The sequence below is a fragment of the Pseudoalteromonas sp. Scap25 genome (assembly GCF_013394125.1).
Classification (GTDB): Bacteria; Pseudomonadota; Gammaproteobacteria; order Enterobacterales; family Alteromonadaceae; genus Pseudoalteromonas.
Window position 1 is genome coordinate 404245 of the sequence record NZ_CP041327.1, and the last position, 14348, is coordinate 418592.

Below are 14348 nucleotides of genomic sequence, written 5' to 3' on the forward strand. Positions count from 1 at the left end.
GTAGGTCATTATGAACAATGTAGTATGGACGATTGCGGGCTCAGACTCCGGCGGTGGCGCAGGTATTCAAGCTGATATTAAAGCAATGCAAAGCTTTGGTGTGCACGGTTGTACTGCGATTACCGCACTAACAGCACAAAACAGTTTAGGTGTTGAGGCGATTAATGCTGTCTCTACTGATGTGATTGAGTCGCAGTTATTGGCACTCGAAAAAGACATGAAAGCCAAAGTAATTAAAATTGGTATGTTAGCTAACGTGCAGCAAATTCAATTGATCAGTGAGCATATTAGCCATTACAAAGCGAAGTGGCCAACCCCGCCGGTGATTGTGTACGACCCCGTGGCTATTGCTTCAAGCGGTGACTTACTAACAGAAGAAGACACTGTAAGCGCGATTAAAGAATGCCTATTACCACTGGTGGATGTAATTACCCCTAATACCCATGAAACACAGTTATTAACAGGTGTGTATTTAATTGGCCCCGCAGCAATTAAAGAAGCAGCAAGCAAACTAATGGCATGGGGTGCCAAAGCGGTGGTTATAAAAGGCGGGCATTGGGATTACCCAAGTGGTTACTGTATTGATTACTGCTCACAAGGTAATGAAGAGTACTGGTTGGGTAATGAAAAAATTCAGGTTCCGCACAATCATGGCACTGGCTGTAGTATGGCGTCTGTTATTGCTGCATGCCTTGCAAAAGACTACCCGTTAAAAGATGCATTTATTTTAGCTAAAGCCTATATAAACCAAGGTTTAAAGCAATCAGTTCGCTATGGCGAGGGGATCGGCCCTGTTGCACAAACGTCGTTTCCGACTGACCTAGCGCACTATCCTCAAGTGATTGAAGCGGGTAGTTGGTTGGGTGATGAACTAGACTTTGATGTACCGCTTGATTTTAATATGGCAGCTGACTTTGCTGCGTGTGAAAGCAAAGCGCTTGGCGCTTATGCGGTAGTCGATAGCGTAGAGTGGCTAGAAAAATGCTTACAAAATGGTATTAAAACAGCGCAGTTAAGAGTTAAAAATAAAAGCGAAGATGAGCTTGAACAATTAGTCGCAAGCGCGGTCGCTTTGGGTCAGCAATACAGTGCGCATGTGTTTATTAACGATTACTGGCAGCTGGCAATCAAACATGGCGCCTATGGTGTGCATTTAGGACAAGAAGACTTAGAGAGCGCAAATTTAGCGGCCATAAAAGAAGCAGGCCTGCGACTTGGGCTTTCTACCCATGGCTTTTATGAAATGCTTCGGGCGCATAATTACCGTCCAAGCTACATGGCCTTTGGCGCGATTTACCCTACTACCACCAAAGATATGACAGGCCAGATACAAGGGCTTGAAAAACTAACTCGATTTGTGCCATTAATGCAAAGTTATCCTACTGTGGCTATTGGTGGAATTGATTTAAATAGGGCGCAAGAGGTTGCTAAAACGGGCGTGGGCAGTGTAGCCGTGGTACGTGCTATTACCGAGGCTGATGATTATGTAGAGGCAATCAATACCTTAAAATCGGTGATAAATGAGAATGCCTGCTAACATGCAAACGCAGCAGCTCAGCGACAAAGAAACTCTACGTTATAGCCGCCACTTATTATTAAAAGAGGTGGGGCTTGAGGGGCAGTTAACACTTAAAGCGGCAACCGTTGCTGTGGTAGGTTCAGGCGGGCTAGGAAGCCCTGCGCTACTTTATTTAGCAGCTGCTGGTATCGGCACACTAATATTAATTGATGACGATACCGTTGAACTCTCTAATTTACAGCGGCAAATACTGTATAAAGTGAATCACTTAGGGCAGCAAAAAGTAAATGCAGCAGGGAAGGTGCTTGCGAGCCTTAACAATCAAATAAACATAGTGACTCACTCGCAAAAGTTGAGCGATGCTAACAGTGATGCACTATTCAGTAACGCCGATATCGTACTTGATTGCTCTGATAACTTTGCGACTCGTTACACCGTCAATCGTTTTTGCGTAAACAACAAAACACCACTAATTTCTGCAGCAGCGCTAGCAACCCAAGGGCAATTAATGGGCTTTGACTTTAGGCAAACAGATAGCCCTTGCTATGGCTGCGTATTTCCACAAAATGATGCTAACCCTGTTGTTAATTGCGACAATGCGGGCGTTATTAGTCCCTTACTTGGTGTAATTGGCTCTATGCAGGCACAGCTAACTCTTAATATGCTGTTAGGCCATTTTGGTGGGAGTTTGTTTATAACCTTTGACGCATTAAGCTTAAAGCAACAGCATTTTAAAGTAGTTAAAGATTTAAACTGTAAAGAGTGTGATGGGAAGTAAAAACTTTTACTTGCTCGCTTTTAATCTTTGGTGTCTTCTCATTTACTCCACTTTTTTCTCTTTGTGCAATAAAGTCTTAGGGAAGTTATACACAAAGAGGTTAAGAGGCCGCTACGCTTTAGAGAAACGTTATGAATATGTTCGTAACAGCAATCCCCACACCTACAGAAATTAAAAAACCGCGTTTAAATAACGCGGTTTTTTATTTCTAATTAACGATTTGTTTAATCGTTAATTTTTGCAAACGCAGTGCCTAAACGGGTTACCGTTTCAGGGCGTTGATCATCAAAAATATCGGCTTTATCTGCACCCCATGCAAGCACAACTGTTGAGCCTAATTTAAAGCGGCCCATTTCTTCCCCTTTTTTAAGGGTGATCGCGTTTTCGCCTTTAGTTGGGTAGTTCCAGCTAAACACATCACTGCCAGCTGGTGGAGTGACTGTGCCAGCCCAAATAGTTTCTATGCTAGCAACAATGGTTGCGCCTACAAGGACCATAGCAAGCGGGCCAATTTCAGTTTCAAAAATTGCTACTACACGCTCGTTACGGGCAAATAAATTCGGTACGTTTTGCGCGGTAAGTGGATTTACCGAAAATAAATCGCCCGGTACGTAAATCATTTTGCTTAACGTGCCATCAATTGGCATATGAATACGGTGGTAGTCTTTTGGTGCCAAGTAAATAGTTGCAAATTTACCGCCTAAAAACGGCGTTGTGTCGTCTTGTGAGCCACCTAACAACGCTTGTAAGCTGTAATCATGGCCTTTAGCTTGGATTAGTTGGCCGTCAACAATATCGCCAAGCTGGCTGATTGCGCCGTCAACAGGGTGAATAATAATATCGTCATCTTCAACCATAGGACGAGCACCGTCTTTTAACGGGCGGGTAAAAAATTCATTAAAGGTTTTATAGTGAGCAGGGTCAGAATATTTAGCCTCACTCATATTTATTTTGTATTGTTTAATAAATAATTTAATTAATGTTGTTGTTAATGCGCCCGCTTTTGCAGCTGCAAGCTTACCTACTACACGAGAAATAAAGTGCTTTGGCATAGCATATTGCATGGCGATTTTAAATTTATCTAAACTCACAGATTTTTCCCTAATTATACGCGAGGCGCACGCGCGCCGGCACGGCCATCGGCCATGGTTTCTAAAATACGGTGATAGCTTTCAAAGCGTAACTTTGAGATATCGCCATCAGCGACTGCTTGCTGAATTATACAGCCTGGATCGTTTAAGTGTTTACAGTCTCTAAAACGGCATCCACCTATAAACTCTCTAAATTCTTTAAAACACCAAGTGACTCGTTCAACATCTAAATGCCATAAACCAAACTCACGAATACCCGGTGAATCAATTAAGTTACCGCCACTTGGTAAATGATGCAGACGCGATACTGTGGTGGTGTGCTGGCCTAGACCGCTGTTTTCAGAGACTTCTTTAGTCAAAATTTCAGCATCCGGCAGCACAGTGTTTACTAAGGTAGATTTACCCACACCACTTTGGCCAACAAAAATATTGTTTTTGCCTACAAGTACTTCTTTTAATTCATTAATGCCTTCGCCGGTTATATTACTAACTAGCAGCACTTGGTAATTAAGTTTACGGTAAATATCGAGTATTTGTTGTATGTCGTTTAAACCAGTTTCATCAATTAAATCAATTTTATTAAGGACTAAAATCGGCTCAATGCCCATGTCTTCGCAGGCAATTAAATAGCGGTCAATAATGCTTGGCGTAAACTCAGGCAATACTGCTGATACCATTAAAATTTGGTCTATATTCGCGGCAATCACTTTTACACCGTCGTAAAAATCAGGGCGCGTTAACTGTGAACGACGTTCTTGAGTTGCTTCAATAACCCCCGCTAAATCGCCTTCACTTACTTTTGCACGACGAAATAATACCTCATCGCCACATACTAAATTTGATACGGTACGGCGAATATTACAGCGAAGAACATCGCCATTTTGGGTTTCTACGTCGGCATGTTGCCCAAAGCGGCTAATAACAATCGCATTTTCCACTTGACCTAAATTATCTGTTTGCCACTCTTGCGCGCCGACTTTTGCCGGTTTTTTATCGGCATTCGATAAACGCTTTTGATGATTGGCCTTGATCCTACGGGATTGGCCTTTACTTAATTTTTTCTGTTTTGCCACTTGAGGCCTATAACCTGAGTTAAATGCCGAGTTTGCCAAAAAAAGCTTTAGCTCGACGGTTGATGCTAATATGATATATCGAAATGCGTTGGATCTAAAGAAAAGCACCGTTTAAGGTAATTATGACTATTAATAAATCAAATTTAATTTGGCTCGATCTGGAAATGACCGGACTTGAACCAGAGACTGACAAAATACTTGAAATTGCAACTGTTGTCACTGACGCTGAACTGAATATATTAGCCGAAGGGCCAACGATTGCCATTCATCAAAGTGATGAACTACTGGATGGCATGGATGAGTGGTGTACAACTCAGCATGGCAAATCTGGATTAACGGCACGCTGTAAGGCAAGCACGTTTGATGAAGCTTATGCCGTGGAACAAACTCTCGCGTTTTTAAAGCAATGGGTGCCAGCGGGTGCTTCACCTATGTGTGGTAACTCGATAGGCCAAGACCGCCGCTTTATGAATAAGTATATGCGCGAGCTTGAAGACTTCTTCCATTACCGTAATTTAGATGTCAGTACCATTAAAGAACTTGCTCGTCGTTGGAAACCAGATGTGTTGGCTCAAGTGAATAAAAAAGGATCGCATTTAGCGTTAGACGACATTAAAGATTCGATTATGGAATTAAAGGTTTACCGAGAAAAGTTTTTTAATTTATAAAAAATACTTGCAAAGCCCCCTAATTATTGTAGAATCCTGCCCCGCTCAAGACGATAACCCCCGCGGGGTTAGTGTGTTTGGGCTTTGACTTTTTGAATGCGGCACTAGCTCAGTTGGTAGAGCGCGACCTTGCCAAGGTCGAGGTCACGAGTTCGAGCCTCGTGTGCCGCTCCAATTTCTCACCAAAGAAATTGCAGCACAAGACAAAAAGTTAAAGTTGATATAATGCGGCACTAGCTCAGTTGCCAGGATGTAGGACGCGACATGTCGCGCACCAACGGACAAATTACTGACTATTTTGAATGCGGCACTAGCTCAGTTGGTAGAGCGCGACCTTGCCAAGGTCGAGGTCACGAGTTCGAGCCTCGTGTGCCGCTCCAATTTCTAACCAAAAGAAATTGTGGTTCAAGATGAAAGTTTAAAATTGATAGAACCTAGAATCTACATATAATGCGGTACTAGCTCAGTTGGTAGAGCGCGACCTTGCCAAGGTCGAGGTCACGAGTTCGAGCCTCGTGTACCGCTCCAATCTTATTTACTTTTCAGATATTCATTCTCAAATAGCAAACAATGACCCATACGCGAATCACTATAAATTTAATTTATGTAACTTTTTTAAAGTGTTCAATGTGTGAGAGTGACCTATGTTGTAAAACCTAAAACCTAAAACCTAAAACCTAAAACCTAAAACCTAAAACCTAAAACCTAAAACCTAAAACCTAAAACCTAAAACCTAAAACCTAAAACCTAAAACCTAAAACCTAAAACGCTTCGCCTTGCAAAGTTGTAATAATACGCCTTGAACCACCATGATCACGGTGCTCACCTAAGTATATTCCTTGCCAAGTTCCCAGCGCTAACTGACCGTGACTAATCGGGATAGTTAATTCGCAACCTAAGGTACTGGTTTTTATATGGGCAGGCATATCATCATCGCCCTCATAGTCATGGCGATAATAAGGCTGGCGCTCTGGAACAAACTGATTAAAGTGGCTTTCCATATCCATACGCACGGTAGGAACGGCATTTTCATTAATGGTTAAGCTGGCTGAGGTGTGTTGAATAAATAAGTGTAATAAACCAACTTTAAATTGGCTTATTTGTGGGAGTTGATTGAGTATGTCGTTATCAATTAAATGAAAGCCCCGCGAGCGAGGCTTTAATGTAATTGTGGTTTGCGACCAGCTCATAGCTTATCGAAACTCACTTCTATATTTGCATTACCTGCGTCACTGGTAAACGGCATAAGAATTTTTTTGCCGTCACTTTTGTGAGTAATAGTGTGGTTTTTACCAGACACAACAATGGGTGTTGCCATGGCAAAATCATAGCCTTTTTCACCTAGTAAATTCTTAGCACCACCGGTAACCATATTAGTTATTTCACCGACCATGTCGGTTACTTCTTCATTTATGTCGTCTGGTCGTTCGCCTAACATTCGTTCCATAATGGTCAGCGCTAAACCTTCGTCGAAGGTAATTGAAAATGAACCGCGAGTTTGAGGGCCAACCATACCAATTAATCCCGATACATCACCACAGGCTATCTCATCGGTTTTAATGCGTGGCTTGCCTGGTTTTAACTGAGTTTGAGCCATAGTGCTCAATACATTCATCAAAGAAGCTAAAAAGGGATTAATGAACTCTACATTCATATTAGATGTCCTTAAATTGGTACTGATAAAGGTTATACGTAAAGTATAGCTATAGTCGCTTATCTATGCTCGGCAAGAGTCACATTTACCATGTGCTTCTATTGTTTGTCCGGAAACTACAAAGCCACTTTCGGCTGCTAAGTTATTGAGCTCATGTGAAATTACTGTTGAGTGCAGCTCTTTAACAAAACCGCAGCTATCACAAATTAATAGCTGAACAGGATGAATATGATCAAAATGATGACACAGCATAAATGCATTGGTGCTTTCAATTTTATGAATAAAACCGAGTTCGGCTAAAAAGTCTAAAGCACGATAAATCGTTGCAGGTTTAGCGCCTGTTTCAGTGACTTTTAATTGTTCAAGTAAATCGTATGCACCCACACCACCTTGAGCACTGGCCAATAAACGAAATACCTTCTCGCGAATTGGTGTGAATCGCGCACCACGGTTGTCGCACACTTGTTTTGCTTTACTTACGAGTGATTCTATATTCATCTTCTCTCATCCTTACGCTGCCGTGATATACTAACATACTGTATTGTAGTTGCAGCGTTTTATTAACCGATTTAATGAAAAGGTACTCATTAATGCATGAACTATTGGCTATATTTATTTTCTTTTTTGCGGTTATCGATCCAATTGGCACAATCCCGGTTTTTATCGCCGTAACTCGTGGAGATGACGACAAGTTTAAGCGTAAAGTGATTTTTAAGGCCGTGGGTGTGTCTGCTTTAGTACTGTTATTTTTTGTAGTTGCTGGCGAGCAATTACTGAATGTGATTGAGATTCCGCTCTCGGCATTTCAAATAGCAGGTGGTTTAATTTTATTAATTTTTGCACTCTCCATGACCTTTGGTGAAAGTAAGCCTGAAGCTGAAATTAAAAGTGTTAGAGACAGCACTGAAACCGCTATTTTTCCGCTCGCTATCCCATCAATAGCCAGTCCCGGTGCCATGTTAGGTGCGGTATTAATGACACGCAATGAGGAATATACTTGGGTTGAACAAATGATTACCTCATCAATGATGTTAGCTGTTTTAGTGGTGGTACTGATTTTGTTATTACTTGCTACGCATGTACATAAAATAATAGGCGATAGTGGGGCGAGTATTATTAGTCGAATTATGGGGTTAATTTTAAGCTCAGTCGCAGTAACTAATATTTTAAACGGTATTGCGCAATACTTTGGCTTGCAAGTGTTTGCTTAATATTGCTGCGCATAGGGCTTTTGTGTAAAATGCAGCGCCGTTTAAGCTGTGCTTAAATTATAAATTTTTGAGGATCACATTTTGGATAAACGTACTTTAAATCGACGCTTTAGCGTGGCACCCATGCTTGATTGGACTGATCGCCACTGTCGTACGTTTCATCGTAAAATGACAAAACACACCGTGCTCTATACTGAAATGATCACTACAGGCGCTATTTTATTCGGCCGCGGTGACTACTTGCATTTTAATCAGCACGAAGGCCTTGTGGCATTGCAATTAGGTGGATCAGATCCGCAAGCGCTAGCACAGTGTGCCAAGCTTGCTGGTGAGCGTGGTTATGATGAAATAAACCTTAATGTAGGTTGTCCGTCAGATCGTGTGCAAAATGGACGTTTTGGTGCCTGTTTAATGGCCGAGCCTAATTTAGTTGCAGAGTGTGTTGCTGCAATGAAAAGTGAAGTGAATATTCCGGTTACGGTTAAAACTCGTATTGGTATTGATGAGCAAGATTCTTATGAATTTTTATGTGCTTTGATAGAGGCTTCACATAAGGTTGGCTGTGATGACTTTATTATTCATGCGCGCAAAGCATGGCTAAAAGGGTTGAGCCCGAAAGAAAATCGCGAAGTTCCTGAGCTTAACTACCCCCGAGTTTACCAGCTTAAAAAAGATTACCCTCAACTTGATTTAAGTATTAACGGTGGTGTTAAAACCATTGAGCAAAGTCTTGAGCATTTACAGTACATAGATGGGGTCATGGTGGGCCGAGAGGCTTACAGTAATCCATTTATGCTTAATGAAGTAGATGAAAAAATTTATGGTGATGCGGCTAATACTCAGTCTCGACATGATGTTGTACGCTCTATGTATGATTATATTGAAGAAGAGATGCGTTTAGGGGCTAATTTTTGGCATGTTGCACGTCACATGCTGGGTATTTTTCAGGGGCAGCCTGGTGCGCGTGGCTTTAGACGCCACTTATCTGAAAATGGTCATGGTAAGCAAGCTGATTTAAGTGTTATGGATAAGGCACTAAGTTACGTACCCGAGTAATGCCAATTTAATAGAATTGGCATAACAGATACTCTTTATAGAAAAAGTCACCTCAGGTGGCTTTTTTTGATCCCAAATTTTAGTCAAAAATATAATTTATTAGCCAATTCGACTTAATTGTATTCAGTGACTAGTCATTAACTTACCCGCCAAAATAATTTAAATTATTGATATTTAACGAAAATAAAAGAGTTTTAAGTTGTTGGCATAACTCTTGGAATCCTGTTGATGTATAAATAAAAAATCATCAGGAGAATAACATGGGTATATTTAATCGCGTAAACGACGTCATTCAAGCAAATATCGTAGCTATGCTTGATAAAGCTGAAGATTCAGAAAAACTACTTAATTTGATGCTAACCGAAATGCAAGAGGCACTTAATGAGTGTCGTGGCACCGCGGCAGCACTATTATGTGAAGAAAAAAATATTAAGCGTCAAATAAGCAATAAACAACAAGCGCTCACAAATTGGCAATTAAAGGCCGAACATGCCATTGCAAAAAATCGTGACGATTTAGCGAAATCAGCATTAGCTGAAAAACACAATGTCGAAATAAGCATAGAGTGCTTACAAACACAACTTGAGACATTGCAGCAATCAATTGTAAAAATCACAGAGGACTGTGAACGCCTGCAGCAAAAAATGGCACAGGCTAAAGCAAAGCAAGCACAACTTGTAAAGCGTGAAAATGTGGTTGAGGCAAGAGCTAAGATAAATACTCAGCTGCAGAGCGATAAAGTGGCTACTGCTTTATCACGATTTGAGCAAATTGAGCGCCGTGTTGAGAGTGTTGAATCGCAAGTTGAAGCGTATGAACTGACAGATACAGCGAGCAATACGGCAATGCAAATTGAGTCACTGGTTAAAAACGAAAAAATTGATGCAGAACTGGCAAGTTTAAAAGCGAGTTTAAACACCGCTGATAAAAAAACAGCCTAAGGAGATTGTTATGAATAATTTTAATACACATCGTCGTTGGTATAAAAATACGCTTAACAAAAAAATATCAGGTGTCTGTAGTGGGTTAGCTTACCGATTAGACTTTCCGGTATGGTCTACTCGTTTAGTCACCGTTTTATTATTTTTAAGTTTTCCGTTTGCAGTGGCGCTAGGTTATTTAATCGCACACTGTTGTCTTGAAGAAAAAGCAGTGTAAGGAGAGCAACATGAAAACTTTCGCCGTATGCCTACTTATTGTTACATTATTTTTAATTAATAGCGGTTCGATAATTCATTTTGATGTATGGCAGTTTCCGTTGTGGATTTCAGATATTAGTTGGACAGGTATTGAGCTCATTGGGGCGTTAATCGCCATTATTGTTGTTATTGCGATTGCTGCTTTGGTAACTATGGGGCTTGTTGGCGCGGCGATGGTGGCACTGGCTGGAACTATATTAGCCTTTTTATTCGGATCATTGATGATTGCTTGGCCATTATTGTTTGTGGCAGGCTTGTGCTGGTTAATCGCAGATAACAAAAAAGTAGCTTCTTGAACTTAAATTAGCTGCCTAATATTAGGGAATTATGATAGATTTGGGCTATATTTTTTCGTTTTAACAAGGATTTTACTGATGATTAAACAATGTATTTTGAGTGCAAGTGCGTTAATAGTGGGTGTTTTTTCGTCTTCGTTATTGGCGCACGAAGGACATGAGCACGATAGTGTTGTTGCGCAATTACAAGTAACAAATGCGCAAGTAAGAGAGTTTTTACCAGCCACCAAAGCCAGCGTGGGCTATTTCAGCATTGAAAACCACAGTAATGTTCCGGCAACACTTACAAGAGCGACCTTAGATGGGTTGGGTCGTGTTGAGATTCATGAGCACGTCCACGCTGATGGCATGATGAAAATGCAAAAAGTAGAATCACTGCTTATTAAGGCCCATCAGCAACTCGATTTTAAGCCTGGGAGCTATCATTTAATGGTGTTTGAACCGCAAGAGCCGTTAAAAGTAGGTCAAGAACGCAAACTCACGCTATATTTTGAAGACGGGAATCGAGTATTCACCAATGCGAAAGTAGTTTCGCTAGCATCGCAAGCTGAGCCGGTAAAAGCATCGAAAGATCATAGTCATCATTAGGGGGATAAATGTCACAGCATAAAGGAAAAATAATAACGGCATTGGTACTATTGTTTGTCGTATTTTACGCTATTGCAGTGTACTGGAGCATAGAGCCTGCACGTTTTGATGTGGTACAAAATGCCAAACAGCAAGCACAGCAACGTAGTGAAAAACCAGTAACAGGGTATGTAACCACTTCAACACTTATTACCGTCGCTGATACTCTCTTGACTAAGTCAGGCGGTTATTTATCAAATGATGTACTGCCACCGAGCGTAATAATGGACAACATGCCTGCTTGGGAGTATGGCGCGTTGGAAATGGTGCGTGATTTAGCATTATCAATGCGAAAAGATTTTAGTCGTTCACAGTCACAATCAACTGAGCACGAAGCGCTTAAAAAAGCACAGCCACAATTTAATATTAGTTCTGAAGCATGGGCATGGCCAAGTGCTGAGGGCGAATATCAAAAGGGTATTGATTACTTATTAGTTTACCGTTCTCAAATTGCGAATCAGCATGAGCGCGATAGCCAGTTTTACTCACGTGCAGATAATTTACGCAGTTGGTTAAAAGAAGCAGAAAAACGCTTAGGTAGCTTAAGCCAGCGTTTGAGCGCGAGTGTAGGTCAAGACAAAGTAAATACCGATTTAGCAGGCAATTCTTCAAATACTCAAGCTACTTATACGCCATTACAACAACAAGTAAAAACATCGTGGTGGGAAATTGATGATGTATTTTATGAGTCACGTGGTGCTACTTGGGCTTTACTGCATTTTTTACAAGCAGTTGAATATGATTTTGCCGAAGTACTTGATAAAAAGAACGCCCGTGTTAGTTTACAACAAATTATACGCGAGCTTGAAGCGACTCAAGAAACAGTTTGGAGCCCAATAATTCTAAACGGCAACGGATTCGGTTATGTCGCCAACCACTCACTCGTTATGGCAAATTATATCTCTAGAGCCAATGCGGCACTGATTGAACTTAGCGAATTATTAGCGCAAGGATAAAAAATGAAAAAGTATTGTATAGCAGCAGCCTTATCAATGGCATGTTTAGCACCTGTAGCACAAGCCGACACTGTATTAGGTTTATATGTAGGAGTTGATGGTTGGAAAGCAGATAATGATGGTGGCTTTTCTGATAATAATAATGCCCTACAAAACTTCAACTTTGAAGATGAGACTTTTGTTAGCTATTACGCCGCACTTGAGCATCCAGTACCGCTAGTACCAAACTTAAAACTAAAATACACTGAGCTTGAACTAAACGGCGCAACACAACTTGAAGATACATTTACTTTTAATGGCACTGATTATGTTGTAGGTACTGATGTTAATTCAGTTACTGACTTATCGCACATTGATTATATTCTTTACTATGAAATTTTTGATAACGACTTAATCTCAATTGATTTAGGTATTAATGCTAAGCAGTTTGATGGTGAAGTTGTGGTAACGGGTACATCACAACAAGGTGGTGCTAACTTCACTGAGATAGAAGAGTTCTCAGGTGTAGTTCCTTTAGCATATGGACGTTTTGAAGCAGGTTTACCATTTAGTGGTTTAAGTGTTTTTGCTGAAGGTAGCTTTTTAGCTATTGATGACAGTAAAGTACGAGATTACCAAATGGGTATTGCTTGGGAGTTGATTGATAACCTAGCGATTGATGTTGCGGTTAAAGCGGGCTACCGCTCTATGGTTTTAGAACTTGATGATGTAGATGATATTAATACTGATATTGATGCATCAGGCCCATTTGCTGGCATACAAGTTCATTTTTAAGCACCGATTAGTTTAATGAAAAGCCACCTCGTGTGGCTTTTTTTAGTTACTTTGAAGCATGCCACACTAATTCAAATTCCCCTTCAAATGCTGCACCAATTAACTGTTTGTACACTTTATTAATTGGGTAATTCATTAGTCTAAACAGTTCATCACCGGTTTGGGTAAACTTATAATAGCTTAGTACTAAGTCGTTACTTTTTGCTTTTAAAGTTAGTTTTTGAGTTAAAAAGGAGAGGGTTATCTCTTGTCCTGCTTTTAATGCAGCGGATTCAATCTCTTTACGATAAAGCAAGTTTAAGTCCATTAAGGTCAATACATCAGGGAAGCTCACACCGCTTTTACCTATGCTTAATGACACTTTATTTCCCTTACCTAATAAATCAAATAACGAGGGTTTTTTGTAATAGCCTAAAAATATTAGGTGACTACTATCTTTTTCGTTATACCCTGAAATAGACACACACTTTCTCAATGAATCCGCTTCGCGCTGGGTCATATGTTTGAGGGTTTGTAAGCTTTTTATAGAAAAGGTACCTGGGCTAATAGTTTCGCCAGTAAAAATTTTTGCCCATAATGTTTGCATTGATTGATTTGAGGTATCTTCACACAAGGCAATAAAGTGCTCTACCCAATCGGCATCAGGTTGTTTAGCGCAGGCTACATCAGGACAAAATTCCATTGCTAAGGCTAAAATAGTCTCGATATTTTGTTGTTGTTTTATTAGCAGTAGATCTTGTCTTTTTTGTGCTCGCGCTAATACTGAATGCTCGCTATTAATACGATAAAGAGACTTTGATTTACCCTGCGTATTATAGATTTGTTCATCAGCTGCAGTCGTATTACTCACTTTTGTGACCGAGTAACCTAACAGTGACTCAATAATATTGGCAAGTTTAATTCTGGCTTGTGCGGTTTTTACTGTCATGGCTTTCCATTATTGCTTGTGCATCACTGAGTTGGGCTACCGTCTTTAAGTTATTTAGCCCAAGGGTGACTATATTGCTTAATATATTTTCAGCAAATATAGCAACATAGCCAGATATAAGCGGCACAGTTGCTTGTCCTTGTATATGCCAGGTTACAGTTTTTGCATGTGGGCTAAATAGTAATCGGCTAGTAATAATATGTTCTTGATTAAATAATACATTAAATACAACTTCATTGGCGCTTAATGAAGTGATTGTCATTTCGCCTTGCCCCCACTTTCCTTGCCAAGATTGATAGGCTCCCGCACCAGCACTAGGTTCACCAATACTAAATTCAATATTGGGATCTATTTGCTGCCACGGCGACCATTTGTACCACTGAGTAAAATCTTCCACTAATGACTTTATAACAGGAGGGCGGGCATTTATTTTAATGCTTTTTTGCACGTGATAGTTTTGTGGTAAAAGTAATCCCACAACAACAAACGCCAACAGCAAGATGGCTGAAAACTGCATT

The 14348-nt window shown here is 40.5% G+C and carries 18 protein-coding genes and 3 tRNA genes; 14 read left to right on the forward strand and 7 right to left on the reverse strand.

All coding sequences use genetic code 11. The annotated features are described in order from the left end of the window. Positions 1-10: 10 nt before the first annotated feature. The gene (gene thiE / locus FLM54_RS01845; protein ID WP_178954798.1) at positions 11-1537 is read left to right on the forward strand and encodes a thiamine phosphate synthase; all 1527 of its coding nucleotides are present in this window, start codon (positions 11-13) and stop codon (positions 1535-1537) included. Then, complete coding sequence (locus tag FLM54_RS01850; RefSeq protein ID WP_178954800.1) at positions 1521-2297, forward strand: HesA/MoeB/ThiF family protein; 777 nt, start codon at positions 1521-1523, stop codon at positions 2295-2297. The genes thiE and FLM54_RS01850 overlap by 17 nt, the downstream gene beginning before the upstream one ends. Positions 2298-2521: 224 nt before the next feature. Here the strand turns inward: FLM54_RS01850 and asd are convergent, their stop codons facing one another. Both asd and rsgA read right to left on the reverse strand, forming a co-directional pair. Further along, positions 2522-3388 carry an archaetidylserine decarboxylase gene (asd, locus tag FLM54_RS01855; RefSeq protein ID WP_178954802.1) on the reverse strand — a complete coding sequence of 289 codons (867 nt, stop codon included), beginning with the start codon at positions 3386-3388 and terminating at the stop codon, positions 2522-2524. Between the two features lie 14 nt (positions 3389-3402). After that, the gene (gene rsgA / locus FLM54_RS01860) at positions 3403-4461 is read right to left on the reverse strand and encodes a small ribosomal subunit biogenesis GTPase RsgA (RefSeq protein WP_138607092.1); all 1059 of its coding nucleotides are present in this window, start codon (positions 4459-4461) and stop codon (positions 3403-3405) included. Positions 4462-4583: 122 nt separating this feature from the next. On the opposite strand from rsgA, the gene orn reads away from it, so the two are divergent. From orn to FLM54_RS01880, 4 genes are all read left to right on the forward strand, one after another. Then, positions 4584-5129 carry an oligoribonuclease gene (gene orn, locus FLM54_RS01865; protein ID WP_178954804.1) on the forward strand — a complete coding sequence of 182 codons (546 nt, stop codon included), beginning with the start codon at positions 4584-4586 and terminating at the stop codon, positions 5127-5129. A gap of 98 nt (positions 5130-5227) precedes the next feature. After that, positions 5228-5303: transfer RNA gene (locus tag FLM54_RS01870), tRNA-Gly, on the forward strand. A gap of 130 nt (positions 5304-5433) precedes the next feature. Further along, positions 5434-5509: transfer RNA gene (locus FLM54_RS01875), tRNA-Gly, on the forward strand. Between the two features lie 72 nt (positions 5510-5581). After that, positions 5582-5657, forward strand: a tRNA-Gly gene (locus tag FLM54_RS01880). 233 nt (positions 5658-5890) lie between these two features. Here the strand turns inward: FLM54_RS01880 and FLM54_RS01885 are convergent. From FLM54_RS01885 to FLM54_RS01895, 3 genes are all read right to left on the reverse strand, one after another. Continuing rightward, entirely contained in the window at positions 5891-6319 is a 429-nt protein-coding gene (locus tag FLM54_RS01885) for a secondary thiamine-phosphate synthase enzyme YjbQ (RefSeq protein ID WP_178954806.1), read from the reverse strand. Further along, entirely contained in the window at positions 6316-6783 is a 468-nt protein-coding gene (locus FLM54_RS01890; RefSeq protein ID WP_010390540.1) for a chemotaxis protein CheX, read from the reverse strand. The genes FLM54_RS01885 and FLM54_RS01890 overlap by 4 nt, the downstream gene beginning before the upstream one ends. A 63-nt stretch (positions 6784-6846) precedes the next feature. Then, positions 6847-7281 carry a transcriptional repressor gene (locus FLM54_RS01895; RefSeq protein ID WP_008115496.1) on the reverse strand — a complete coding sequence of 145 codons (435 nt, stop codon included), beginning with the start codon at positions 7279-7281 and terminating at the stop codon, positions 6847-6849. A 92-nt stretch (positions 7282-7373) separates the two neighbouring features. Here FLM54_RS01895 and FLM54_RS01900 point away from each other — a divergent pair, with 92 nt between their 5' ends. The 8 genes from FLM54_RS01900 to FLM54_RS01935 all read left to right on the forward strand — a co-directional run bounded on the left by FLM54_RS01900 (position 7374) and on the right by FLM54_RS01935 (position 12902). Next, positions 7374-7994 carry a MarC family protein gene (locus FLM54_RS01900; RefSeq protein ID WP_008115498.1) on the forward strand — a complete coding sequence of 207 codons (621 nt, stop codon included), beginning with the start codon at positions 7374-7376 and terminating at the stop codon, positions 7992-7994. A 123-nt stretch (positions 7995-8117) separates the two neighbouring features. Beyond that, positions 8118-9050, forward strand: a complete 933-nt coding sequence (gene dusA, locus FLM54_RS01905) for a tRNA dihydrouridine(20/20a) synthase DusA (RefSeq protein WP_256729726.1) — start codon at positions 8118-8120, stop codon at positions 9048-9050. A 260-nt stretch (positions 9051-9310) separates the two neighbouring features. Beyond that, complete coding sequence (locus FLM54_RS01910; protein ID WP_178954810.1) at positions 9311-9991, forward strand: PspA/IM30 family protein; 681 nt, start codon at positions 9311-9313, stop codon at positions 9989-9991. Between the two features lie 10 nt (positions 9992-10001). Next, a complete protein-coding gene (locus tag FLM54_RS01915) occupies positions 10002-10208 on the forward strand; it encodes a PspC domain-containing protein (RefSeq protein ID WP_010390548.1) in 207 nt (68 codons plus the stop codon). A 10-nt stretch (positions 10209-10218) separates the two neighbouring features. After that, complete coding sequence (locus FLM54_RS01920; RefSeq protein ID WP_178954812.1) at positions 10219-10545, forward strand: hypothetical protein; 327 nt, start codon at positions 10219-10221, stop codon at positions 10543-10545. Positions 10546-10623: 78 nt separating this feature from the next. After that, positions 10624-11133, forward strand: coding sequence for a copper chaperone PCu(A)C (locus tag FLM54_RS01925; protein ID WP_178954814.1), 510 nt, complete (start codon positions 10624-10626; stop codon positions 11131-11133). Between the two features lie 8 nt (positions 11134-11141). Next, complete coding sequence (locus FLM54_RS01930) at positions 11142-12128, forward strand: DUF2333 family protein (RefSeq protein ID WP_178954815.1); 987 nt, start codon at positions 11142-11144, stop codon at positions 12126-12128. Between the two features lie 3 nt (positions 12129-12131). After that, the gene (locus tag FLM54_RS01935) at positions 12132-12902 is read left to right on the forward strand and encodes a TIGR04219 family outer membrane beta-barrel protein (RefSeq protein ID WP_178954817.1); all 771 of its coding nucleotides are present in this window, start codon (positions 12132-12134) and stop codon (positions 12900-12902) included. Between the two features lie 46 nt (positions 12903-12948). Here the strand turns inward: FLM54_RS01935 and FLM54_RS01940 are convergent, their stop codons facing one another. Beyond that, positions 12949-13830: a TIGR03899 family protein gene (locus FLM54_RS01940; protein ID WP_178954819.1), complete on the reverse strand. Its 882-nt coding sequence runs from the start codon at positions 13828-13830 to the stop codon at positions 12949-12951. Next, entirely contained in the window at positions 13799-14347 is a 549-nt protein-coding gene (locus FLM54_RS01945) for an SRPBCC family protein (RefSeq protein WP_138609051.1), read from the reverse strand. Before FLM54_RS01945 ends, FLM54_RS01940 begins: the two co-directional genes overlap by 32 nt. Between the last annotated feature and the right edge of the window lies 1 nt (position 14348).